The organism is Tenacibaculum sp. TB-56 (assembly GCF_059716275.2).
The window spans coordinates 914845-941559 of record NZ_CM201367.1 but is presented as its reverse complement, the minus strand read 5'-3'; the positions used below and the strand labels follow the sequence as shown (position 1 = coordinate 941559).

Genomic DNA, 26715 nt, shown 5'->3' with positions numbered 1-26715 from the left:
TAATGCAGTGAATGCACAAACAGTAAATACCGAAACAAGTGTTCATGCGAACTTTGGTGTTGATGCAGATGTGTATTCAGGAATAGTATCCTTTCCAAATGGAGCAGTCTTCCCGTTTGGAACAGATGATTGGTTTTTAGGAACCTCAGGGAAAGGAGTTATTGATGAAACTGCTACTGCAACTACAGCGAGTTTATTAGTAGACGATAATGCTTCAGCAGAAATAAGAATGAGTTATCCTATTTACTCAGTTGTAGATGGAAGACTCTGGATTGATGCTGTATTTATTCGAGATCAAAATGCGCAAGGAAATAATTCAGATTCAAATGTATTTACAGGAGGTTCAGATAAAAATAATGACAATCCAGACACTTGGACAATTACAGATGCTTCGGTTCCGCAAAAAAATGATATTATAGATGTTTACGGGCATCTAAGAAGAGAAGGAGCAACAGTGGGGACAGACGAATGGACCTTTTTAGGAGCATCAACAAGAAACGATAGTGGAGATAGTTATTTAGATTTTGAATACTTTAGAAAGAAAGTAAATCTAGTAAATGGAACTATAGAATCGGTTGAAGATTTATCAGCAACAGGAGGTAGAACTCCTTATTTGTTTGATCCTGTAACAGGTGAGGTAGCTCAACATGGAGACATCATTCTTTCTATTAACTATGCAAATGGAGGAGCTAATGCAATTGTTAAATTATATGTTTGGGTTGAATTAGTAGGGGTGCCTGATTCTTTTTTTGATGCACAAAATGCAAAAGGGGGAAGACCTTTTGAATTTGTAGAAGATAATAACGGATATGTACAATATTCAGGAGGTAATGGAGCAGGAAACTATGGATATGCTGAAATTCAACTTAGAAGTGATATACCAGGTCTTGAAGCGGTATTTTCTCAAGTAAACGATGGAGGTCCAGTACCAGCAGGTCACTTGGGGAACAATCAGTAAAGGAGGAAATATAGTACCAGATTATTCAGAATTAACGTTTGCGGAAATAGCAATCAATGCTTCAGCATTAGGTTTTGATTCTAGTAGCTCTCCAGGTATAGATTGTGTTAGTCCATTAGGAAGTGTAATTGTAAAAACAAGATCTTCTGATTCTTTTACTGCTGAGTTAAAAGATTTAGCAGGACCATTTAGTTTAGCAGATACCCCAGAGGTAACTGTAGAGATAGAAGGTGAAGATATAGCGTGTACAGAAGACAGTATTACACTTACAACAACAGCAACTCCTGCGGGGAATACCTTTACCTATGTATGGTATAAAGATGGTGAGGAGCTAGAAGGAGAAACAGGAAGTACCTTAGAAGTAAGTGAAGCAGGAACCTATAGTGTAGCAGCAACCCTAACGTTTGCACCAGGTGTTGTAGGTTGTACGGCAGAAGATGACTTTGTAGTAGAGGGAGAACCTTTAATTCCGTTAGATATAGAATGTTCTGAAGATAAAACAATTCCGGAATGTACATCACAAGAAAGTATAAATAGTGAATTTAGTACATGGTTATCTGGGTTCTCTTATTCTGGAGGAAATGGAACCGTTGTTGAGAAATATTATGTTAGTGATCTAGAGGTAGATATTAATACTCTTCAAGCACCAGACGCGTGTGGTGGAAGTATTACTGTAAAATATGAGGTTTCTGATGAATGTGAACAGGTGAAAACTTGTGAAAAAACTTTTACAGTAACACCAGATATGACCAATCCAGAGATTGTAGATGTGCCAGATTATAAACTAGAAGGCTGTAACACACCATGGCCAGCGAACCTAACGACAGATTGGACAGACAACTGTGCAGCAGGCGGAGTAGGTATTCAGTCAGATGGCGGAGTGGATCAACCAGATAGTGCCGATGGATGTACACAATACCGACTGTATACATTCACAATTACCGATGATTGTGGTAATAGTGATACCGAGACTACATTAGTTTCCAGAGATTACGACATGACCAATCCAGAGATTGTAGATATACCAGATTATAAACTAGAAGGCTGTAACACACCATGGCCAGCGAACCTAACGACAGATTGGACAGACAACTGTGCAGCAGGCGGAGTAGGTATCCAGTCTGATGGTGGCGTAGATCAACCAGATAGTGCTGATGGTTGTACACAATACCGACTGTATACATTCACAATTACCGATGATTGTGGTAATAGTGATACAGAGACTACATTAGTTTCCAGAGATTACGACATGACCAATCCAGAGATTGTAGATATACCAGATTATAAACTAGAAGGTTGTAACACACCATGGCCAGCGAACCTAACGACAGATTGGACAGACAACTGTGCAGCAGGCGGAGTAGGTATCCAGTCTGATGGTGGCGTAGATCAACCAGATAGTGCTGATGGTTGTACACAATACCGACTGTATACATTCACAATTACCGATGATTGTGGTAATAGTGATACAGAGACTACATTAGTTTCAAGAGATTACGACATGACCAATCCAGAGATTGTAGATGTACCAGATTATAAACTAGAAGGCTGTAACACACCATGGCCAGAAAACTTAACGACAGATTGGACAGACAACTGTGCAGCAGGCGGAGTAGGTATTCAATCAGATGGCGGAGTGGATCAACCAGACAGTGCAGATGGTTGTACGCAATACCGACTGTATACATTCACAATTACCGATGATTGTGGTAATAGTGATACAGAGACTACATTAGTTTCAAGAGATTACGACATGACCAATCCAGAGATTGTAGATGTGCCAGATTATAAACTAGAAGGTTGTAACACACCATGGCCAGCGAACCTAACGACAGATTGGACAGACAACTGTGCAGCAGGCGGAGTAGGTATTCAATCAGATGGCGGAGTGGATCAACCAGATAGTGCCGATGGATGTACACAATACCGACTGTATACATTTACAATTACGGATGATTGTGGTAACAGTGATACCGAGACTACATTAGTTTCAAGAGATTACGACATGACCAATCCAGAGATTGTAGATGTGCCAGATTATAAACTAGAAGGTTGTAACACACCATGGCCAGAAAACTTAACGACAGATTGGACAGACAACTGTGCAGCAGGCGGACAAGGTATCCAGTCTGATGGAGGAGTGAACCAACCAGATAGTGCCGATGGATGTACACAATACCGACTGTACACGTTTACAATTACCGATGATTGTGGTAATAGTGATACTGAGACTACATTAGTATCAAGAGATTACGACATGACCAATCCAGAGATTGTAGATGTGCCAGATTATAAACTAGAAGGTTGTAACACACCATGGCCAGCGAACCTAACGACAGATTGGACAGACAACTGTGCAGCAGGCGGAGTAGGTATCCAGTCTGATGGCGGAGTGGATCAACCAGATAGTGCCGATGGATGTACACAATACCGACTGTATACATTCACAATTACGGATGATTGTGGTAATAGTGATACCGAGACTACATTAGTTTCAAGAGATTACGACATGACCAATCCAGAGATTGTAGATGTACCAGATTATAAACTAGAAGGTTGTAACACACCATGGCCAGCGAACCTAACGACAGATTGGACAGACAACTGTGCAGCAGGCGGAGTAGGTATTCAATCAGATGGTGGAGTGGATCAACCAGACAGTGCCGATGGATGTACACAATACCGACTGTACACATTCACAATTACGGATGATTGTGGTAACAGTGATACCGAGACTACATTAGTTTCAAGAGATTACGACATGACCAATCCAGAGATTGTAGATGTACCAGATTATAAACTAGAAGGCTGTAACACACCATGGCCAGCGAACCTAACGACAGATTGGACAGACAACTGTGCAGCAGGCGGAGTAGGTATTCAATCAGATGGTGGAGTGGATCAACCAGACAGTGCCGATGGATGTACACAATACCGACTGTACACATTCACAATTACGGATGATTGTGGTAACAGTGATACCGAGACTACATTAGTTTCAAGAGATTACGACATGACCAATCCAGAGATTGTAGATGTACCAGATTATAAACTAGAAGGCTGTAACACACCATGGCCAGCGAACCTAACGACAGATTGGACAGACAACTGTGCAGCAGGCGGAGTAGGTATTCAGTCTGATGGAGGCGTAGATCAACCAGATAGTGCCGATGGATGTACACAATACCGACTGTACACATTCACAATTACGGATGATTGTGGTAACAGTGATACCGAGACTACATTAGTTTCCAGAGATTACGACATGACCAGTCCAGAGATTGTAGATGTGCCAGATTATAAACTAGAAGGCTGTAACACACCATGGCCAGCGAACCTAACGACAGATTGGACAGACAACTGTGCAGCAGGCGGAGTAGGTATTCAGTCAGATGGCGGAGTTGATCAACCAGACAGTGCCGATGGATGTACACAATACCGACTGTACACGTTTACAATTACGGATGATTGTGGTAACAGTGATACAGAGACTACATTAGTTTCAAGAGATTACGACATGACCAATCCAGAGATTGTAGATGTGCCAGATTATAAACTAGAAGGTTGTAACACCCCATGGCCAGAAAACTTAACGACAGATTGGACAGACAACTGTGCAGCAGGCGGAGTAGGTATTCAATCAGATGGTGGCGTAGATCAACCAGACAGTGCCGATGGATGTACACAATACCGACTGTATACATTTACAATTACCGATGATTGTGGTAATAGTGATACCGAGACTACATTAGTTTCAAGAGATTACGACATGACCAATCCAGAGATTGTAGATGTACCAGATTATAAACTAGAAGGCTGTAACACACCATGGCCAGAAAACTTAACGACAGATTGGACAGACAACTGTGCAGCAGGCGGAGTAGGTATTCAATCAGATGGCGGAGTGGATCAACCAGACAGTGCAGATGGTTGTACGCAATACCGACTGTATACATTCACAATTACCGATGATTGTGGTAATAGTGATACAGAGACTACATTAGTTTCAAGAGATTACGACATGACCAATCCAGAGATTGTAGATGTGCCAGATTATAAACTAGAAGGTTGTAACACACCATGGCCAGCGAACCTAACGACAGATTGGACAGACAACTGTGCAGCAGGCGGAGTAGGTATTCAATCAGATGGCGGAGTGGATCAACCAGATAGTGCCGATGGATGTACACAATACCGACTGTATACATTTACAATTACGGATGATTGTGGTAACAGTGATACCGAGACTACATTAGTTTCAAGAGATTACGACATGACCAATCCAGAGATTGTAGATGTGCCAGATTATAAACTAGAAGGTTGTAACACACCATGGCCAGAAAACTTAACGACAGATTGGACAGACAACTGTGCAGCAGGCGGACAAGGTATCCAGTCTGATGGAGGAGTGAACCAACCAGATAGTGCCGATGGATGTACACAATACCGACTGTACACGTTTACAATTACCGATGATTGTGGTAATAGTGATACTGAGACTACATTAGTATCAAGAGATTACGACATGACCAATCCAGAGATTGTAGATGTGCCAGATTATAAACTAGAAGGTTGTAACACACCATGGCCAGCGAACCTAACGACAGATTGGACAGACAACTGTGCAGCAGGCGGAGTAGGTATCCAGTCTGATGGCGGAGTGGATCAACCAGATAGTGCCGATGGATGTACACAATACCGACTGTATACATTCACAATTACGGATGATTGTGGTAATAGTGATACCGAGACTACATTAGTTTCAAGAGATTACGACATGACCAATCCAGAGATTGTAGATGTACCAGATTATAAACTAGAAGGTTGTAACACACCATGGCCAGCGAACCTAACGACAGATTGGACAGACAACTGTGCAGCAGGCGGAGTAGGTATTCAATCAGATGGTGGAGTGGATCAACCAGACAGTGCCGATGGATGTACACAATACCGACTGTACACATTCACAATTACGGATGATTGTGGTAACAGTGATACCGAGACTACATTAGTTTCAAGAGATTACGACATGACCAATCCAGAGATTGTAGATGTACCAGATTATAAACTAGAAGGCTGTAACACACCATGGCCAGCGAACCTAACGACAGATTGGACAGACAACTGTGCAGCAGGCGGAGTAGGTATTCAATCAGATGGTGGAGTGGATCAACCAGACAGTGCCGATGGATGTACACAATACCGACTGTACACATTCACAATTACGGATGATTGTGGTAACAGTGATACCGAGACTACATTAGTTTCAAGAGATTACGACATGACCAATCCAGAGATTGTAGATGTACCAGATTATAAACTAGAAGGCTGTAACACACCATGGCCAGCGAACCTAACGACAGATTGGACAGACAACTGTGCAGCAGGCGGAGTAGGTATTCAGTCTGATGGAGGCGTAGATCAACCAGATAGTGCCGATGGATGTACACAATACCGACTGTACACATTCACAATTACGGATGATTGTGGTAATAGTGATACTGAGACTACATTAGTTTCAAGAGATTACGATATGACCAATCCAGAGATTGTAGATGTGCCAGATTATAAACTAGAAGGTTGTAACACACCATGGCCAGAAAACTTAACGACAGATTGGACAGACAACTGTGCAGCAGGCGGACAAGGTATCCAGTCTGATGGAGGAGTGAACCAACCAGATAGTGCCGATGGATGTACACAATACCGACTGTACACGTTTACAATTACGGATGATTGTGGTAACAGTGATACAGAGACTACATTAGTTTCAAGAGATTACGACATGACCAATCCAGAGATTGTAGATGTGCCAGATTATAAACTAGAAGGTTGTAACACCCCATGGCCAGAAAACTTAACGACAGATTGGACAGACAACTGTGCAGCAGGCGGAGTAGGTATTCAATCAGATGGTGGCGTAGATCAACCAGACAGTGCCGATGGATGTACACAATACCGACTGTATACATTTACAATTACCGATGATTGTGGTAATAGTGATACCGAGACTACATTAGTTTCAAGAGATTACGACATGACCAATCCAGAGATTGTAGATGTACCAGATTATAAACTAGAAGGCTGTAACACACCATGGCCAGCGAACCTAACGACAGATTGGACAGACAACTGTGCAGCAGGCGGAGTAGGTATTCAATCCGATGGAGGAGTGGATCAACCAGACAGTGCTGATGGATGTACACAATACCGACTGTACACATTCACAATTACCGATGATTGTGGAAACAGTGATACAGAGACTACATTAGTTTCCAGAGATTACGACATGACCAATCCAGAGATTGTAGATGTACCAGATTATAAACTAGAAGGCTGTAACACACCATGGCCAGCGAACCTAACGACAGATTGGACAGACAACTGTGCAGCAGGCGGAGTAGGTATTCAATCAGATGGTGGAGTGGATCAACCAGACAGTGCCGATGGATGTACACAATACCGACTGTACACATTCACAATTACGGATGATTGTGGTAACAGTGATACCGAGACTACATTAGTTTCAAGAGATTACGACATGACCAATCCAGAGATTGTAGATGTACCAGATTATAAACTAGAAGGCTGTAACACACCATGGCCAGCGAACCTAACGACAGATTGGACAGACAACTGTGCAGCAGGCGGAGTAGGTATTCAGTCTGATGGAGGAGTGGATCAACCAGATAGTGCCGATGGATGTACACAATACCGACTGTACACATTCACAATTATGGATGATTGTGGTAACAGTGATACCGAGACTACATTAGTTTCCAGAGATTACGACATGACCAGTCCAGAGATTGTAGATGTGCCAGATTATAAACTAGAAGGCTGTAACACACCATGGCCAGCGAACCTAACGACAGATTGGACAGACAACTGTGCAGCAGGCGGAGTAGGTATTCAGTCAGATGGCGGAGTGGATCAACCAGACAGTGCCGATGGATGTACACAATACCGACTGTACACGTTTACAATTACGGATGATTGTGGTAACAGTGATACAGAGACTACATTAGTTTCAAGAGATTACGACATGACCAATCCAGAGATTGTAGATGTGCCAGATTATAAACTAGAAGGTTGTAACACCCCATGGCCAGAAAACTTAACGACAGATTGGACAGACAACTGTGCAGCAGGCGGAGTAGGTATTCAATCAGATGGTGGCGTAGATCAACCAGACAGTGCCGATGGATGTACACAATACCGACTGTATACATTTACAATTACCGATGATTGTGGTAATAGTGATACCGAGACTACATTAGTTTCAAGAGATTACGACATGACCAATCCAGAGATTGTAGATGTACCAGATTATAAACTAGAAGGCTGTAACACACCATGGCCAGCGAACCTAACGACAGATTGGACAGACAACTGTGCAGCAGGCGGAGTAGGTATTCAATCCGATGGAGGAGTGGATCAACCAGACAGTGCTGATGGATGTACACAATACCGACTGTACACATTCACAATTACCGATGATTGTGGAAACAGTGATACCGAGACTACATTAGTATCAAGAGATTACGACATGACCAATCCAGAGATTGTAGATGTACCAGATTATAAACTAGAAGGTTGTAACACACCATGGCCAGAAAACTTAACGACAGATTGGACAGACAACTGTGCAGCAGGCGGAGTAGGTATCCAGTCAGATGGAGGAGTGGATCAACCAGACAGTGCCGATGGATGTACACAATACCGACTGTACACATTTACAATTACCGATGATTGTGGTAATAGTGATACTGAGACTACATTAGTTTCAAGAGATTACGATATGACCAATCCAGAGATTGTAGATGTGCCAGATTATAAACTAGAAGGTTGTAACACACCATGGCCAGAAAACTTAACGACAGATTGGACAGACAACTGTGCAGCAGGCGGACAAGGTATCCAGTCTGATGGAGGAGTGAACCAACCAGATAGTGCCGATGGATGTACACAATACCGACTGTACACGTTTACAATTACCGATGATTGTGGTAATAGTGATACTGAGACTACATTAGTATCAAGAGATTACGACATGACCAATCCTGTGATAACTGATTTACCAGAAAGCCTTGAGTTATGTGATGGAGAATTACCTGAAATGCTAACTGCAAAATGGACAGATAACTGTGCAGCAGGCGGTGATCTGGTAGCGTATCCTACTAACTATAGAGAAGAAAGTTGTATTCAGTATGCAGATTATGTTTTCACAGCAACGGATGATTGTGGTAATAGTGTTACTGAAACAGTGACAATGTCAAATAAAACTGATTTATTTGAAAATTGTGAAACAGCATTTGCAAGAGGTGATAACTATACTTGTTTCTTAGACGACGGCTTTAACCGTTGGGGTTGGACAAATTACTTTGCAGAAGAAGGTACATATACGCTTCCTTTATATTCAGGAGCAGCACAATGTGATGTTTCTAAAGGAGTACAATCTGGAGAGGTTACAGTTACGTATCTAGATGGGTATGTAACAGTTGAGTACAACCTGTTTGAAGGATATGTAATGAATGTAGCTCATGTGTACGTAGGATGTGAGAAGTATCCTACCAAGAAAGGTAAAGAAACGGTAGCCCCAGGACAATTTAATTTCAATACTAAAAAATTAGATTATGCATCTAATTACACCGTAGGACCTATTGAAGCTAGCGGACCAATTTATGTAATTGCCCATGCAGTAACCTGTGAAGAGGTTTGTAGATGTCATGAGTCAGTTGATGATGGCGGAACGTTCACTCCAAGCGGTTCAGTAGAGCCTTGTCAAGAAGAGATGTTAGAGCCAGTTCAACAAGAACCATTAAGCTTTAGTGCATACCCAGTTCCGTTTGAGAATGAGTTAACACTTGAGTATAATTATAAGTTTGATACAGATGTAGCTATTGAGATTTATAGTATGAATGGTATTTTGATTAAGAGAGTTGAAAATAATTCTTACATCAAAGGAACTTCAGAACAAATAAAAATAGATTTATCAGATGTACAAAATCAAGCTTTAATTGTAAGAATGATTACAAGCAAAGGCGTTGTTAATAAGAAAATTATAGCAATGCGTCCTAAGAAGAAAAAGTAATCTGAATTATAAAAGGAATAGTTTGGAGGAGTAAGAAATCACGCTCCTCTAAACTTATTCTAAAAGTAAAAGGAATATTAGAAATTTTAAAATAAAAAAACCGCTAAGATTTAATTCTTAGCGGTTTTGTATTTGTTGTTCCTTTTTAAATTTTGAAAGTAAGCATAGGTTTAATCGATTTTTTCGATAAATGCTTGGTAATGCTTCCGTTAAAAATATGTGATAAACCACTTCTGCCGTGAGTAGCTAGAGCAATAATATCAGCATTAATTTTATTAGAAAAATTTAGAATTCCCTTTTCGATAGAAGAATCATTGTAAACGTTAATAGTGTAGTTTTTTAAATCATATTTTTTAATAAAGTTTTTAATGCGTTGGTTTGTTTCTTGTGTGTTCTCAAATTTTTGAGGTGTGTTTATTCTCAATAAATGAATTTTGCTATCAAAATTACTAGCAAATTCTAAAAAACGTTCAAAAGCTTGGTTTTTTTCAGGCTTAAAACTAGAAGCAAAAACAAAGTTTTTTGGGTCAAAATTTTCTCCGTTCTTTTTAGTTGCTATAACGGGTATTTCAGAATTTCTTACAATTTTTTCAGTATTAGAACCGATAAGAATTTCTTCTAGGTTAGTATGCCCTTTGGCTCCCATAATAATGAGATCAATATTGTGTTTTTTTGCGTAGTCGCTAATACCATCATAAGGATTTTGAAAACGAATAGCGTGTTTAACAATTTCATTCCTTGAGAAAAATTGCTGTTTGTAATCAATAAGTCTGTCACGAACTTTTCTAATGTATAACATGCTTTCAGGAATACTAAAGTTAGTTCCAGCTCCCATGTCAATAATTCCAGTAGGAAGCTCAACCATGTGTAAAAGATGAACTTCGCTGTTAGCTTTTTCAGCTAGTTTCGATGCTAGTTTCGAAGCATACTCAGACGGCTTCGAAAAATCGGTGGGTACGAGTATTTTTTTCATAATAAGAAGATTTAAAGAGAGATAGTCTCTTAAATATACAAAAAATCAGCGTAAAAAGGAAAGATATTTGTGTGTTAATGAATAACTTACTATATTTGCAGCAAATTTATTAATCAGATAGATGAAGGGGACGAGAGTCCCCTCTTTTTATACCTAGTATGAATCAAGAACGAGTTAAAGAATTATTACAAGAAGCCTTACAAGAAAACGAGTCATTATATTTAATAGACTTACAGTTTTTGTCAGACAATAAAATAAAAGTAATAGTAGATGGAGATTCAGGTGTACCTTTAAGCGAATGTATTCGTATCAGTAGAAAAATTGAGCACAATTTAGATAGAGAAGAAGAAGATTTTTCGTTAGAGGTAACCACACCAGATATTGCACGCCCGTTAACGGTGAAGCGTCAGTATAAAAAGAACATCAACAGGATTCTTGCTGTTAAAACAGTAACAGAAGAAGAGTTCGAAGGAACGTTAACCGAAGTAACAGAAGACAACATTACGTTATATTGGAAAGCAAGAGAGCCTAAACCAGTAGGTAAAGGAAAGCATACGGTAGAAAAAACAAAAACACTAGCGTATGAAGATATTAAAGAAGCAAAAGTGAAGATCATATTTTAATTAGAGAATGAAATGGAAAATATTGCATTAATTGAATCATTTTCGGAGTTTAAAGATAATAAGAGTATAGACAGGGTAACCCTAATGTCTATCTTAGAAGAAGTATTTCGTGCAGCCTTAAAACGTAGGTTTGGGTCAGACGATAACTTTGATATCATCATCAACCCTGATAAAGGAGATTTAGAGATTTGGAGAAACCGTGTAGTTGTGGCAGATGGGATGTCTGAAGATGATAATGAGGAAATAGAACTTTCTGAAGCAAGAAAAATAGAACCAGATTTTGAAATTGGTGAAGACGTATCTGAAGAAGTTAAGTTAATTGATTTAGGAAGACGTGCTATTTTAGCATTACGCCAAAACTTAATTTCTAAAATACACGAGCATGATAGTACGAATGTATTTAAGCATTTTAAAGACTTAGAAGGAGAAATTTATAGTGCAGAAGTACATCATATTCGTCATAATGCTGTAATTTTGTTGGACGATGAAGGAAATGAGATTGTTTTACCAAAGAGTGAACAAATTCGTTCTGACTTCTTTAGAAAAGGAGATGCTGTTCGTGGAGTTATTAAATCAGTAGAATTAAGAGGTAACAAACCAGCAATTATATTATCTAGAACTTCGCCTGCATTCTTAGTAAAGTTATTTGAACAAGAAATTCCTGAAGTTTTTGACGGTTTAATTACTATTGAAGGAGTAGCAAGAATACCTGGGGATAAAGCAAAGATCGCCGTAGATTCGTACGATGATAGAATTGATCCTGTTGGAGCTTGTGTTGGTGTAAAAGGTTCTCGTATTCACGGTATCGTTCGTGAATTAGGAAACGAAAACATTGATGTAATTAATTACACTAAGAACGAGCAGTTATTCGTAGCAAGAGCATTAAGTCCTGCAAAAGTAACTTCTGTAGAGATTGAAATGTTTGACGAAGAGAAGAATGGTAAAAAAGGACGTGTAGAGGTTTTATTAAAACCAGAAGAAGTATCAAAAGCAATTGGTAGAGCTGGGGTTAATATTCGTTTAGCCAGTGAATTAACAGGTTACGAAATCGACGTTAAGAGAGAAGGAATCGAAGAAGAAGATGTAGAATTAACAGAATTCTCTGATGAAATCGAAGCTTGGGTAATTGAAGAATTCAAGAAAATAGGTTTAGATACGGCGAAGAGCGTTTTAGAAAAAGACGTCTCAATGTTAGTACAAAGAACCGATTTAGAAGAAGAAACTATTTTAGATGTTCAACGAATTTTAAGAGAAGAATTCGAAGATTAACATATAAATAATAAAGAGGAAGCCAGTATCCTTTGTAGATTTGCTACATAAAATCTGGCAAAAAGTAGAAAAAGAGCATAACTATACGTTTTGCGTGTAAAGTGTGTTTTTTCAATAAAAAAGTATAAAACAATATATGGCTGAAGGCAAAAAATTAAGACTGAATAAGGTTTTAAGAGAATTAAACATTTCTTTAGATAGAGCTGTAGAACACTTGGCTAAAAATGGTCATGATATAGAAGCTCGCCCTACTACCAAAATATCAGACGAAGAATATCAAATTTTATTTGATGGATTTCAAACTGATAAATCTAAGAAGGTGGCCTCTAAAGAAGTAAGCGAAGAAAAGAGAAAAGAAAAAGAGGCAATTCGTCAGCAATTAGAAGAGGAGCAAGAAAAGAAGAGATTAGAGGAGGAAGCTAAAAAACAAGAAGTTTTAAAAGCCAAAGCTGAAAAACTAGAGATTAAAACTGTAGGTAAAATTGATGTTGAAACAGGTAAGGCTGTAGAAGACAAAGTAGAAGAGCCTGTAGTAGAAAAAGAGGTTGAAGCTCCTAAAAAAGAAGAACCTGTAACTGTAGTAGAGAAAGAGGTTGAAGCTCCTAAGAAAGAAGAGCCTGTTAAGGTAGAAGAACCAGTTAAAGCTGAAGAAAAAAAGCCAGAGTCTCAAAAAGTAGAGCAGCCTAAAGAAGTGAAGCCAGTTGAAACTCCAAAAAAGGAAGTAAAAGCTGAAGAGCCTAAGCAAGAAAAGAAGCCTGTTGAAAAAAAGGTGGAAGAAGTAAAGCAACCTACAAAAGAAGTAGAAATTACTCCAGAAAATGCTGAAAAAATTAAAACTCAGTATAAGAAATTAGAAGGTCCTAACTTTACAGGTCAAAAAATTGATTTAAAACAATTTGAAAGACCTAAGAAGAAAAAGCCAGAAAATAAAGGCGCTGCTACAAATGATGCAGATAAGAAAAAGCGTAAAAGAATAAGTAAGCCTGCTGGAACAACAGGAGCTGGTAACAACGCATCAAGACCAAACCAAGGTCAAAATCGTGGGGGTCAGAGTCGTGGAGGTCAAAACCGTGGTGGACAACGTGGTGCAAGAGGAAGGCAAAATGTAGCTCCGAAAGAAGAGTTAACAGAAGCACAAATCCAAAAGCAAGTTAGAGAAACCTTAGAAAAACTTCAAGGAAAATCTAAAAAAGGAAAAGGTGCCAAGTATCGTCGTGATAAGAGAGATGCACACCGTCAACAATCAGAAGCAGAATTACAAGCAGCACAAGCAGAAAGCAAAGTGTTAAAAGTAACTGAGTTTGTTACTGTTAGTGAAGTTGCAACGATGATGGATGTTCCTGTTACACAAATTATTTCTACCTGTATGATGTTAGGAATGATGGTAACAATGAACCAACGTTTAGATGCTGAAACTTTATCAATTGTTGCAGAAGAATTTAACTACACAGTAGAATTCGTAGGTGCAGAAGTAGAAGAAGCAATTGAAGAAGTAGAAGATAGTCCAGAAGATTTAATTACTCGTGCACCGATTGTAACCGTAATGGGTCACGTAGATCACGGTAAAACTTCGTTACTAGATTACGTTCGTAAAGCTAATGTAATTGAAGGAGAATCTGGAGGAATTACACAGCACATTGGTGCATATTCTGTAAAAGTAGGAGATCAAAGAATTACATTCTTAGATACACCAGGTCACGAGGCCTTTACAGCAATGCGTGCCCGCGGAGCTCAAGTTACCGATTTAGTTATTATCGTAGTTGCTGCCGATGATGATGTAATGCCACAAACAAAAGAGGCAATTGCTCACGCACAAGCAGCAGGAGTACCAATTGTATTCGCGATTAACAAAATAGATAAGCCAAACGCAAATCCAGACAATATTAAAACACAACTTTCTTCTATGAACTTATTAGTAGAAGATTGGGGAGGTAATATTCAATCTCAAGAGATTTCTGCAAAAACAGGACAAGGAGTTGATGATTTACTAGAAAAAGTATTGTTAGAAGCAGAAGTATTAGAGTTAAAAGCAAACCCTAATAAAAATGCTAACGGAGCTGTAGTAGAAGCCTTATTAGATAAAGGTAGAGGATATGTTTCTACGATTTTAGTACAAGCAGGTACCTTAAAAATTGGAGATTATATCTTAGCAGGAAAACATAGTGGTAAAGTAAGAGCTATGTTTGATGATAAAGGTAAAAAAGTAAAAGAAGCTGGACCTTCAATGCCGGTATCAATCTTAGGTTTAGATGGAGCACCACAAGCAGGTGATAAGTTTAATGTATTTGATGATGAGCGTGAAGCAAAACAAATTGCTGCTAAACGTTCTCAATTACAACGTGAGCAATCTGTAAGAACGCAGAAAACATTAACATTAGCAGAGATTGGACGTCGTATTGCATTAGGAGACTTTAAAGAATTAAACATCATCTTAAAAGGAGATGTAGATGGTTCGGTAGAAGCCTTAACAGATTCGTTCCAAAAGTTATCTACTGAAGAAATTCAAGTAAATATTATACATAAAGGAGTTGGAGCAATTACAGAGTCTGACGTATTATTAGCAACTGCATCTGATGCAATTATCGTTGGGTTTAACGTACGTCCGCAAGGAAATGCACGTGCCGTAGCCGATAGAGAAGAAGTAGATATCAGAACATACTCAATCATCTATGACGCAATCAACGACTTGAAAGATGCAATGGAAGGAATGTTGTCTCCTGAAATGAAAGAAGAAGTTCTTGGTAATGTTGAAATTAGAGAAGTTTATAAAATTTCTAAGGTTGGTAATATTGCAGGATGTATGGTGATGTCTGGTAAGATTACAAGAGATTCTAAAGTTCGTATTATTAGAGAAGGAATCGTTGTTCATGATGGTGAATTAACTTCGTTAAAACGTTTTAAAGATGATGTTAAAGAAGTAACGAAAGGATACGATTGTGGTCTTCAAATTAAAGGATATAACGACATTCAAGAAGGTGATGTTATAGAAGCTTACATTGAAGTAGCAGTGAAGAAAAAGCTTAAGTAAGAACACTTACAAAGCGATAAATATAAGACGTCTCATTATTAATGAGGCGTCTTTTTTTATGTTTATAATTAAAGAAGTAATTATTATGAAAAACCTAATAATCATTTCTAAGACCTTTTTATGTATGATGAATCGTGTAGTGCAAAACATCTTTAAAACTTTTATACGATCGCTTATGAAGCGCAAACAAGAGGTAGTTTAATACAAATAACTGTTGATGATAATAAGGTAACTTATAAAACAAATCAAGAAAATGAAACAAAAGAACTTTCAAAAGAACAACTTAAAGAGTTAAAAAAAGTAGTAGATGAGTTAAATATAGAAGAAATAGGAAGCGCTTAATTGCACCGAGTGAAAAAAGAATAACTGATGGAGCCTTACATACAGAATTCACCATAAAATAGGAGATAAGGAATATAAATCGATTACGTTTGATGCAGGAAATCCCTCAACAGAATTAAAAAAGATAGAAGATTTACTTTACAGTATTTCTAATATAAAGGAATAAAAAAACCGAGCAATTTGCTCGGTTTTTAGTTTTATAATGCTTGACTACTATAATCCAGCTTGTCTCCAAGACCAAGTTGAGATATCAACTTTAGTTCCTGTTTTATAATCAGCAGTAGTTGAAGCGTCAGCTCCATCTATTTGAACGTTAGATAAAGCACCACCGTCTACCATGTCGATATTTTTATCATATCCTTCTAACCAAATGTTAGTAATAGTAGCTCCAGAAGTCTTTTTAAACTGTAATGCAGTACCACCAACAGTAGAGATTGCAGTTAAGTTTTCGAATTGTGGGTTGTTATTTACTTTGTCACCTTCAAAAGCAGTTGAAAAACCAGAAATAGTGTGAGAAATGTAAGTGTTAGTTACTTTTCCATTCCATCCTTCAGTCCAATCTACTGAATCATCTTCGTTGTTTTCTAAGTATAAATTTGTAGCAGAAACAGTTCCTCCGAAAAACTCTACACCGTCATCAGCTCCGTTAATAACCGCGATGTTATTAACCGTTGTACCAGAACCAACAGAATAGAATGAAACTCCGTTATATTGAGAGTCGATGTTAATTTGCGCACCAGTTCCTTTGATTACTAAGTATTCAATAGAACCCGAGTTATCTGTGTCATCAGAACCACCGTAGATAAATCCACCTACTTCAGCAGTTACACCAACACCGGCACTTGTAGTAGCTTTACCACAAATAGTTAAACCACCCCAGTCACCTGGTTGTCCGTTAGCAGAAGTCATTACTACAGGAGCTTCAGCAGTACCATTTACGTTAATTTTACCACCTTGTAAAACAGCGATATATACATCTGTTCCTTTAGGGTCAACGATAATTTTTGTACCAGCTTCAATATTTAAAGTAGCCCCATCTTTTACGATATAAGACCCTGTTAAGTTATAAGTCTTATCAGCAGTTAACGTTACGTTACCAGTAACCTCTCCTACTAAAGGAGTAATTTCAACAATTTCTCCGTTAATGAAAGACCAAGAAGAAATATCAACTTTAGTACCAGCAGTATACTCAGCATCTACTTGAGCAGCTTCACCATCGATAATAACGTTTGCTAAAGGACCATCATCTTTCATATCGATGTTTTTGTCATATCCTTCTATGTGTAAGTTTGTAATTGTAGCACCAGATTGCTTCTTAAATTGTAAAGCAGTACCACCTACAATAGACTTAGCTGTTAAGTTAATTAACTTAGGGTTTTTGTTGTCTTTATCAGCTTCTACAACAGTTGAGAAACCAGCTTTAGTATTTACTACATAAGAATTTTCAACAGTACCATTCCACCCTTCTGTCCAGTCAATAGCATCATCTTCTAAGTTTTCTAAGTAGATGTTTTTAGCAGAAACAGTTCCTCCGAAGAATTCAACACCATCATCAGCTCCGTCAAAAACAGCAATGTTTTCAACAGTAGTACCAGATCCTACAGCATAGAAAGAAACTCCGTTATACTGAGATTCAGTGTTAATTTGAGCACCAGTACCTTTAATTACTAAGTTTTTGATAACACCTGAATTATCATCATCTTGAGTACCACCATAGATGAATCCACCAACTTCAGCAGTAACATTTGTTCCTGCGGTAGTCGTAGCTTTACCACAGATTGTTAAACCACCCCAGTCTCCTGGTTGTCCTTCAGAAGAACTCATAACTACAGGACTAGAGTTTGTACCGTTAATATTGATTTTACCACCTTGTAAAACTGCGATATATACATCAGTTCCTTTAGCGTCTGCAACAATACTAGTTCCTGCAGGAATAGTTAATGTAGCACCATCTTTAATAATGAATGAGCTAGTTAATGCATATGAAGGATTTGTTAATGTAAAATCTTCAGCTAATTCACCACTCATGATTCCGCTTTGTAATTTTTCTACAACATCAGAAACATCTGGAGGTAAAATTGCAGGATCATCACTACCACAACTTGTAAAAGTTAAAGCTGCTACAGATAAAGCTGCTATACTTAAAAATTTAAAAGGTCTTTTCATTTTTTTATTTCTTTGTTTAATTTTCGTTAGGCAAATTAATAACCTGTATTTTGTGTTTCTTTTAATTGAATATTAATTGATTGTTATATAAAGCAAGTAATATTAAATTAGGGTTAACTACTAGAAATTATAATTTAAGCTTAAAGTAAGTTGTCTTCCTTTTTTGTATGATAATACAGTTTCATTAGTCTCAATTAAGGTGTTAAGGTCTCTAACTAATTGAGTTTGTTTAATTTTAGGGTCTAATAAGTTTTTACCAACTAACTTGGCAGTAAATCCTCTAAAAATTTGTTTACTAACAACAAAATCTAGAGTAACAAACCCTTTTTCAATGATTTCATCATTGTAAAGTGTTGTACTGTTGTTAAAATCTTCTGGAGCACCTAATGCATAGATTTTATCAGAAGCATAGTTACCTGTTAATGTAGCTGAAAACGCATTTTCTTTATGGTCTGAATAGCTTAAAGATCCGTTAACAATAAAGTCAGAAGCTCCTTGTAATTCAGATTCAGATTTTCCTTTGAATTGATACTTAGGGAATAAATCTTGGTTAAACCACATTTTAGTTAAGTTCGCTGTAGCATTTAATATAGCTTTATCATCTTCATTTTTTAAGATGTCTAATCTACCTTCAAGCTCAAAACCTAATATATTGGCTTGATCTCCTGTGTTAAAAAATTTGAAGTAACCTGATGAACCTTGGTCTTGTGTTAAGTTAATTGGGTTGTTGATTTGTTTATAGAAAGCTGTAGCCGATAATAACTGACTTCTGCTTGGGAAAAATTCCCATTTTAAATCAATATTATAAACATCAGATTTTTCTAAGTCTTCGTTACCACCAATTACACGACCTGTTGGAGAAACATACTCGAAAGGAGATAATTCTTTAAACTCAGGTAAAGTTTGTGTTACACTTGAAGCAAAACGGATAAAGTTTCTATCGTTTAATTCATACTTTAAGTTTACACTTGGATATAAACTTTGATATGTTTTGTTTGTTGATCCAAATCTTCCTGGACGGTTCCCCACATTCCAAGCCATATCAATTTCATCTCTTTCAAAACGTAAACCAATGTTACCAGATAAATTATTGTCAAATTTAAAATCGAAATTAGTGTAAGCAGCTAAAACGAATAATTCACCTTTATATAAATCTGGTTGTTGCTCTCTTAAGATTAAACCAGAGTTTGTTCCTTGTTGTAAAGTTCCTGAGATTTCATCAACAGAAGGTGCAGTAAAATCTTTAGCTCTGAAACCTACGAATAAAGAGTTAAAAGTTCTTTCTTTTTTACGGAAGTTTAAACCGTAGTTTAATTTGTAAGGTTTGTCTTCATACTCATCTGCTGTTTGACCTAAAGACCATTGGTTTTCAACAAAAGCATTGTATTCAGTATCTTCAATTTTCTGAGAAGATTTTCTTTGTTGGTAATCTCCAACGTGTGCAAACTGGATTAAAGGACTAGAATCAATATCTAAAATATTTACTTCGTTTCTAATACGGTTTGGTTCTTCTGCTAATACAAAGTTATATCCAGCAGCCCAATTTAATTGGTTGTTTTTGTTCCATTTGTGTTCACCCATTAATTGGTTAACAAACATAGTAGTTTGTTTAAAGTTTTGGTCTCTCACAAACGCCCCATTTTCTTGTGGGTCTTGGTCGAATACATATCCTTCACCATTTCTACCTTGTTCGTATAATCCGTCTTCACCTTTGTTTACAAATAAAGTGTTATACTTTAATTTGTTGTTGTCATTTAATTTTAAATCAACTCTAACATAACCTGTAGAGTTTGTTTTAGCGATAAAGTTTTCAACATCAGTAAATGAATTATTTAATACGTTTGATCTATAAGATTTAAAAATACCATTTCTGTATTCTGAAGACTTAGAGTGAGATGCAGAAGCTAATATTTTCCATTCTTTGTTAAATAAGTTAAACCTTTTTGCTCCTGATAATGAAGCTCCATAGTTAATAGGTGTTTCAGCTTTCTTAGTATCCCATCCTTGGATAGTCATAAGGTTTTGAAGAGCAAATTGTTTTTTGTAGAATCCAAAAGTTACATCATCACTTATAATAGTTTGTCTGAAGTTGTCTACTTCGATCGCATTTGTGTTAACACCACCACTTACACCAATAGAAAACATATCTTTTGTGTATTCTTTAGAAGAAATATCAACATTTCCTGAGGCTTGATCAGCGTAACTTGAAGTAGCGTATGTTTTACTAATTCCTACATTTTGAATAACATTAGTACTGAATAAACTTAAGTTAACGTTTTTGTTACTTACATCATCAGAAGGGATTGGTAAACCGTTCATTGTTGTAGATAAATATCTATCACCTAAACCACGAATGTATATGTCTCCAGATCCTTCACTTTTGTTAACACCAGAAATTTTGGTAGTGGCAGCAGCTGCATCAGAAACTCCTTTTTGAGCTAATTCTTGAGCCCCAATACTTTCTTTAATTACGGTAGCTTTCTTTTGCTCTAATAGTAAAGCACTAGATTTCTCTCTACTAACTGTTGCGTTAATTTTTACTTCATCTAAAGCAACTCCTTGGTTAGCTCCAATTTCTTGGTTTACTACAAGTGTTTCGTTTGCTTTAACAACTATAGCTCTTTCTTCTGTTTGGTATCCTACGAAACTAAAAACAATAGTTTGATTTCCTGCTGGAACACTTAAAGTGTATTTACCTTCCATATCGGTAGTAGCACCAATAGATGTTCCTTTAATAAAAACATTAGCAAAAGGCAATGCTTCACCGCTCATTTCTTTGTCAGTAACAGTACCGTTTACAGTACCTTTGCTTTGAGAAAATGCTAAATTACATAAGCTTAAAAAAGCTATAAATAATATTTTTTTCATTCTAATCTTTGAATTCTGTTTATTTATGGCGCAAAATTCAAGTTAAACAGTAAAGCTAATGTTATGTAGGAATTACGTTTATATTATTAGAATGTTTGTTTAATGTTAACTAGACTCGATTATGTTACTTAAATGTTAATTACTTGTAAATTTCACTCCAAAAAGGAAGGTTCTTGGGGTTGCAGGGCCAAAAATAAAGTTGCTATCTCTGTCTTTTCCTTTGTCAAATTCACTTTGATAATCGTCTAAAATGTTCTTAATACCAGCGTTAAGCTCTATATTGGTGTTAAGTTTTTCTACATTAAAAGTATAACTAGTGTTAACACCTAAGTTAAAAAACGAAGGAGAGCTTAAATATTCACCAATATTTTCACTGTTATCAGTTGGTGGATTGAAATCAGGATTAGGTATAATGTGTAAAACATCCATTTGTCCTGTGTATACTAAATTTAAAGCAGCTTTAAATTTTTGATTAGGGGTATAGGTCGCTGTAGCGTATCCGTAAGTTGAGGGTGTTCGTAAAAACTCTCTTTTGGGTGATAGATTGTGAAAATTATCAACAGCTGTATCAAATTTACTAGATTGATATGTGAATCCTGCGTCTAACTGAAAAATTCCATCGTAATTTAAACGGGTTTCTAAAGTAATTCCTTGTACAACAGCTCCGTCTCCATTTCTTTTTTCAAAAATTTCTCCAAAATTATCTTTATCAATAGCTTCTAAATAAAAAGCATCTTTTAAATTGGTGTAAAAACCCTCAATGGTAAAACCATATATATAATGTTCTGTAGGTTTGTCGTAATTAAAGGAAAGGGTATAACTATTAGAGCGCTCTCTTTTTAAATCATCAGCTAATACAACTCGTGATATTCCTCCACCAGCAAAAGCAATGTGTAAATCGGTGTCAAAAGCTTGCGGAGCCCTAAAACCAGTGCCCCAAGTTCCTCTGATTTGAGTATTTTCAAATGGTTTGAATAATAAAGATACTCTCGGACTCGCAACATTGTTCGTAATGTTTTTTTGAGTACCATCTGTTTTAAGTGTGTTTAATGTATGGTTGTCATATCGTATTCCTGATAGTAAATTTAACTTATCTGAAATTTCCCAATCACTTTGAAAAAAGAATCCGTAGTTTTTAGTAAGTTGATCTACTTTGTATTGGTATGCATCAATAACATCAAAAACATCGTCTTGTACAAATTCACTTCCTAGTGTAAGTACGTCTTAAGTTAGCAATTGTTTAAATTTAGTAATAAAAACCAGAAAGAAAAAAGCGTAGAGTAAGGTTATGATATACGTTGAAACCTAGATTTCGTCAACATTGATAATCCCTACGCTTTACTACTTTAAATTCGTTCAGTTCTGTGAGACCAAGATCTCGATTTCAAGTTGTTGAATTGATAGTAGTTATTTTTCTTTCCAATCCTTTTTTCTTATGAGTAAAAATAAACAATTTTTAGGAATCGATGTAAGTAAAGATATTTTAGATGTGTATGATTATCAAGGTAATTGGTATCAGTTTAAAAATGATACATCAGGCTTTAAAGAGCTGTTGTTAATCACAAGTGATTTAACTCATTGTATAATGGAAGCCACAGGGTATTATCATGTACGATTAGCTTATTTTTTAACAGAAAAAGGAGTTTTGGTATCAGTAGAAAATCCGTTGAAGATAAAACGTTTTATTCAAATGAGTTTATCAAAAGTAAAGACGGATAAGAGTGATGCAAAACAGTTATATAATTATGGCGTAAGTCAAGCTCCTTCTATATGGAAAGGAGAAAGCAAGGATCAACAAGAATGTTTACAAATAGTACGTTTGTTGAGTGTTTACACGAAACAATCTACTCAATTAAAGAATAAGCTTCATGGCGAATCAGTATTAGGAACTCCATCGAAATTGGTAGTTAGTTCCTTAAAAAGGCAACTAAAAAATATACAAAAAGAGATGGTTAAATTTGAAGATTTGTTGCTAGAGAATGTAAAAAAGAGCTATCAAGAAGAAGTGACTTTATTAAAGTCAATTCCAGGAATAGGAGGTAAAACAGCATTAATGTTATTAGTTTTTACCGATGGATTTAAGCGCTTTACTTCGGCAAAGGAGCTGTGCAGTTACGCAGGTATAACTCCTGTTATTAGAGAGTCAGGCAGTAGTATAAAAGGAAGACCTCGAATAAGTAAAATGGGTAATCCAAAGCTTAGAAATTTATTGTTTATGTGTAGTTTTAATGCTTGTAAATACAACAAAGCATGTAGAGAACTTTATGACCGAATTGTAGCTAGGGGTAAGAGTAAAAAACTTGCTTTAATAGCGGTGTGTAATAAGCTACTAAAACAAGCTTTTGCAATAATAAAAAGTGGTTTGCCTTATGATGCAAATTATAAAAGTACTTTGGTTTAAAAAAGTATAAAATTTACTTGTTTTTTACCTCAGTTCTTTGTTACCTCCAAGAAATTTTTCTAATTTGTGGTTGAATTGTAGTCCTCCTTGAAAGGTGGTTGTGGTTGAATTTCCATACGGGGGATTTGCTAAATGTGCTGTGTCTTCAGTAGTGCCAATATCTGGACGAATACCTGTATAATGTTCTCTTCCGGTATATTGTGTAGCAAAATAGGTAATGATTGAGCTTTTATCATCGTTAAAATTAATTTGATAATCAACATTCCCTACATACACATCGTGCACGCGTTCTTCAGATTGCATTGCAAAATGCGGAGCATTATCAATCATTTCTCCACCATAACGATATTCATTCATTTTACTGAAGTTGACTTCTATTTTTTGATTTTCAGTTGGAAGGAAGAATAGGTTTGTTCCAAAAGAGTTGTTCTTTAACTCAGGAAGTTCAGAAAAGTTATCACCATTAGCATCATACATGGCCCTTCTTCGGTTGTTGATAAAAAATGAAGCACCTGCATTTCTGTTTTCATTAACTATGGTTGCATTTCCAGTAATAATATGGTCAGAAACTCCTTTTATATTCTGATAAGTGTAACCTATACTATAATTATTTTTCTTTGGAATTTTAGTAATGACATTTACTGTCCCTCCAATCGCACTTGAACCGTACAAAGCAGAACCTCCACCGCGAACTACCTCGATGCGTTCAATCATGTTGGTAGGTACTTGCTCCAATCCGTATAAACCAGTTAATGGACTAAAAATTGGACGACCATTAATTAATATTTGTGAATATCCGCCAGCTAAACCATTCATGCGAAGTTGTGTGTAGTTGCAAGTTTGGCAGTCGGTTTCTACACGTAAACCTGTTTGAAATTTCAATCCTTCAGATAAATTACATGCCTGAACATCTGCTAAAGTTTGACTATTGATAACATTTACAATCACAGGGCTATTGGTTCTACGTTTATCTGTGCGTGTTCCCGTAATGGTTATTTGGTCTAAAATTTCTGCGGTTTCAGTCAATATAAAATCAACTATTTTTTCTTCGGAAGAGTTTAAGGTTACTGTTTTTCTTTCAGATAAAAAACCTAAGGAAGATGCAACCAAAACAAATTTACGTTTAGTGGTTTTTAACTTGTAGTTTCCATATTCATCAGTAGTTGTTCCTTTTTCTGTTCCTTTTATAAATACACTAGCAAATGGTACTATATCGCCTGATGATGTGCTGATTTTTCCTTTAATAGTTTGTCCGATAGTAATATTTGATAGCAATAGAATTGTGAAAGAAACTAGATTTTTCATCTTGAAAATAGTTTGTTGTGGTGGTTTCTAAATAAAATTTGATACAAATATAAATATATTTTTAGGTTAACCTAAAAATATATTTGATTAAACTAAAGTTTATATATTTGTACATCTAAAAAAGAATATGATGTTTAGTCAATCTGAAGAAAATTATATAAAAACGATCTATCATTTAGAAGCTGATTTTAAAAAAGGAATCAGTACAAATGCTATAGCTAAAAAGTTAGATACTAAAGCATCATCGGTAACAGATATGATTAAGAAACTATCTGAAAAAGATGTTGTGACTTATAAAAAATATCAAGGAGTAACTTTGACTGATTTTGGAAAAAAAACAGCAGCTAATATTGTTCGTAAGCATCGATTATGGGAAGTTTTTTTAGTGGATAAATTAAATTTTTCTTGGGATGAAGTTCATGAGGTAGCAGAACAGCTTGAGCATATTAAATCTCCCAAATTAATCAACGAGCTAGATGCTTTTTTAGAGTATCCTAAGAGGGATCCACACGGAGATCCTATTCCAGATAAAGAAGGTAACTTACAGATTATAGAAAAAAGTTTATTATCAACGTTGAAGGAAAATGAAATAGGAGTTTGTGTAGGGGTTGATGATAGTTCTTCAGAATTTTTACGCTTTTTAGATAAACAAGGAGTTGCTTTAGGAAAACAAATAAAGGTAGTAGAAAAAGAACCTTTTGATGGTTCTCTAGTTATAGAAATGGATGGAAAAACACTGTCTGTTTCAAATAAAATAGCAAGTAACTTATATATTCAAAAATCACGTTAAACAACTAATAAGAGATAGTATTATAGATGGATTTATTTAATCAATTAGTAGAATTTGGGAAGGAACACCCAATTCAAGCAGCATTATATGCATCGCTTTTTACCTGGGGATTAACAGCTTTAGGAGCTAGTTTAGTGTTCTTTTTCAAAAAAATGAACCGAGCAGTTTTAGATGGAATGCTTGGTTTTACAGGAGGGGTAATGGTTGCAGCGAGTTTCTGGAGTTTGTTATCGCCAGCAATTGATAATAGTCCAGGGGAAGGGTTCGTAAAAGTAATTCCATCAGCAATTGGATTCGCTTTAGGGGCTTTAGCATTATTCGGAATGGATAAATTATTACCACACTTACATATTAATTTTAAAGAACATGAAGTTGAAGGTGTTAAGACGAGCTGGCATAAAACAACTTTGTTAGTTTTAGCAATAACCTTACATAACATTCCGGAAGGATTAGCAGTGGGAGTATTGTTTGGAGCAGCATCAACAATGGTAGGAGTAGAGCAAACTGAAATGATAATTGCAGCAATTTCATTGGCCATTGGTATTGGGATTCAAAACTTCCCTGAAGGATTTGCAGTGGCAATGCCGCTTCGTAGACAAGGAGTAAGTCGTTTTAAAAGTTTTTGGTATGGTCAAATGTCGGCAATTGTAGAGCCAATGGCAGCTGTTTTAGGAGCGGTAGCGGTATCGTTTTTTACACCAATTTTACCGTATGCTTTAGCATTTGCTGCAGGAGCAATGATTTTTGTGGTTGTAGAAGAGGTAATTCCTGAAACTCAACGAGATAAATATACAGATATTGCTACACTCGGTTTTATTGGCGGATTTATTGTTATGATGTCGTTAGATGTCGGTCTTGGCTAGAGTGTAAGCTATTTTGATAAGCACAAAATTATGAT

At 36.5% G+C, this 26715-nt stretch carries 12 protein-coding genes and 1 pseudogene; 8 read left to right on the top strand and 5 right to left on the bottom strand.

The genetic code is table 11. The annotated features are described in order from the left end of the window. Positions 1-7: 7 nt before the first annotated feature. Positions 8-958, top strand: a complete 951-nt coding sequence (locus AC3VI6_RS04605; protein ID WP_520436370.1) for a hypothetical protein — start codon at positions 8-10, stop codon at positions 956-958. Beyond that, positions 915-10052 carry a T9SS type A sorting domain-containing protein gene (locus tag AC3VI6_RS04600; RefSeq protein WP_497705317.1) on the top strand — a complete coding sequence of 3046 codons (9138 nt, stop codon included), beginning with the start codon at positions 915-917 and terminating at the stop codon, positions 10050-10052. Before AC3VI6_RS04605 ends, AC3VI6_RS04600 begins: the two co-directional genes overlap by 44 nt. Positions 10053-10197: 145 nt before the next feature. Here the strand turns inward: AC3VI6_RS04600 and AC3VI6_RS04595 are convergent, their stop codons facing one another. Continuing rightward, positions 10198-11025: a universal stress protein gene (locus AC3VI6_RS04595; RefSeq protein ID WP_497705316.1), complete on the bottom strand. Its 828-nt coding sequence runs from the start codon at positions 11023-11025 to the stop codon at positions 10198-10200. A 158-nt stretch (positions 11026-11183) separates the two neighbouring features. Here AC3VI6_RS04595 and rimP point away from each other — a divergent pair, with 158 nt between their 5' ends. The 3 genes from rimP (at position 11184) to infB (ending at position 15945) form a co-directional block, all read left to right on the top strand. Next, the gene (rimP, locus tag AC3VI6_RS04590) at positions 11184-11648 is read left to right on the top strand and encodes a ribosome assembly cofactor RimP (protein ID WP_497705315.1); all 465 of its coding nucleotides are present in this window, start codon (positions 11184-11186) and stop codon (positions 11646-11648) included. A gap of 12 nt (positions 11649-11660) precedes the next feature. After that, positions 11661-12917, top strand: a complete 1257-nt coding sequence (gene nusA / locus AC3VI6_RS04585; protein ID WP_120186099.1) for a transcription termination factor NusA — start codon at positions 11661-11663, stop codon at positions 12915-12917. A 136-nt stretch (positions 12918-13053) separates the two neighbouring features. Then, positions 13054-15945 (top strand): translation initiation factor IF-2, encoded by a 2892-nt coding sequence (gene infB, locus AC3VI6_RS04580; protein WP_435253781.1) that lies wholly within the window; start codon positions 13054-13056, stop codon positions 15943-15945. A 555-nt stretch (positions 15946-16500) separates the two neighbouring features. Here infB and AC3VI6_RS04575 read toward each other — a convergent pair. From AC3VI6_RS04575 to AC3VI6_RS04565, 3 genes and pseudogenes are all read right to left on the bottom strand, one after another. Beyond that, positions 16501-18453, bottom strand: coding sequence for a beta-helix domain-containing protein (locus AC3VI6_RS04575; RefSeq protein ID WP_497705314.1), 1953 nt, complete (start codon positions 18451-18453; stop codon positions 16501-16503). Positions 18454-18573: 120 nt separating this feature from the next. Continuing rightward, positions 18574-21321 (bottom strand): TonB-dependent receptor, encoded by a 2748-nt coding sequence (locus AC3VI6_RS04570; protein ID WP_497705313.1) that lies wholly within the window; start codon positions 21319-21321, stop codon positions 18574-18576. Positions 21322-21456: 135 nt separating this feature from the next. Then, positions 21457-22515: pseudogene (locus tag AC3VI6_RS04565) on the bottom strand (TonB-dependent receptor plug domain-containing protein); the annotation flags it as partial. 241 nt (positions 22516-22756) lie between these two features. Here AC3VI6_RS04565 and AC3VI6_RS04560 point away from each other — a divergent pair. Beyond that, positions 22757-23722 carry an IS110 family RNA-guided transposase gene (locus AC3VI6_RS04560; RefSeq protein ID WP_497705312.1) on the top strand — a complete coding sequence of 322 codons (966 nt, stop codon included), beginning with the start codon at positions 22757-22759 and terminating at the stop codon, positions 23720-23722. 24 nt (positions 23723-23746) lie between these two features. Here AC3VI6_RS04560 and AC3VI6_RS04555 read toward each other — a convergent pair whose 3' ends face one another. Then, positions 23747-25027, bottom strand: a complete 1281-nt coding sequence (locus AC3VI6_RS04555) for a TonB-dependent receptor (RefSeq protein ID WP_497705311.1) — start codon at positions 25025-25027, stop codon at positions 23747-23749. Positions 25028-25157: 130 nt separating this feature from the next. Here AC3VI6_RS04555 and AC3VI6_RS04550 point away from each other — a divergent pair, with 130 nt between their 5' ends. Together AC3VI6_RS04550 and AC3VI6_RS04545 are read left to right on the top strand one after the other, a co-directional pair. Further along, positions 25158-25817 (top strand): metal-dependent transcriptional regulator, encoded by a 660-nt coding sequence (locus tag AC3VI6_RS04550; protein WP_299003363.1) that lies wholly within the window; start codon positions 25158-25160, stop codon positions 25815-25817. 26 nt (positions 25818-25843) lie between these two features. Beyond that, positions 25844-26680, top strand: a complete 837-nt coding sequence (locus AC3VI6_RS04545) for a ZIP family metal transporter (protein ID WP_274634389.1) — start codon at positions 25844-25846, stop codon at positions 26678-26680. Positions 26681-26715: the final 35 nt, after the last annotated feature.

Bases quoted from the DNA above. Each gene is read 5' to 3' on its own strand.
- AC3VI6_RS04550 (WP_299003363.1), top strand. From the start codon at position 25,158: ATGTTTAGTCAATCTGAAGAAAATTATATAAAAACGATCTATCATTTA.
- AC3VI6_RS04545 (WP_274634389.1), top strand. From the start codon at position 25,844: ATGGATTTATTTAATCAATTAGTAGAATTTGGGAAGGAACACCCAATT.
- AC3VI6_RS04595 (WP_497705316.1), bottom strand. From the start codon at position 11,025: ATGAAAAAAATACTCGTACCCACCGATTTTTCGAAGCCGTCTGAGTAT.
- AC3VI6_RS04575 (WP_497705314.1), bottom strand. From the start codon at position 18,453: ATGAAAAGACCTTTTAAATTTTTAAGTATAGCAGCTTTATCTGTAGCA.
- AC3VI6_RS04555 (WP_497705311.1), bottom strand. From the start codon at position 25,027: ATGAAAAATCTAGTTTCTTTCACAATTCTATTGCTATCAAATATTACT.
- rimP (WP_497705315.1), top strand. From the start codon at position 11,184: ATGAATCAAGAACGAGTTAAAGAATTATTACAAGAAGCCTTACAAGAA.
- AC3VI6_RS04600 (WP_497705317.1), top strand. From the start codon at position 915: ATGGAGGTCCAGTACCAGCAGGTCACTTGGGGAACAATCAGTAAAGGA.
- infB (WP_435253781.1), top strand. From the start codon at position 13,054: ATGGCTGAAGGCAAAAAATTAAGACTGAATAAGGTTTTAAGAGAATTA.
- nusA (WP_120186099.1), top strand. From the start codon at position 11,661: ATGGAAAATATTGCATTAATTGAATCATTTTCGGAGTTTAAAGATAAT.
- AC3VI6_RS04570 (WP_497705313.1), bottom strand. From the start codon at position 21,321: ATGAAAAAAATATTATTTATAGCTTTTTTAAGCTTATGTAATTTAGCA.
- AC3VI6_RS04560 (WP_497705312.1), top strand. From the start codon at position 22,757: ATGAGTAAAAATAAACAATTTTTAGGAATCGATGTAAGTAAAGATATT.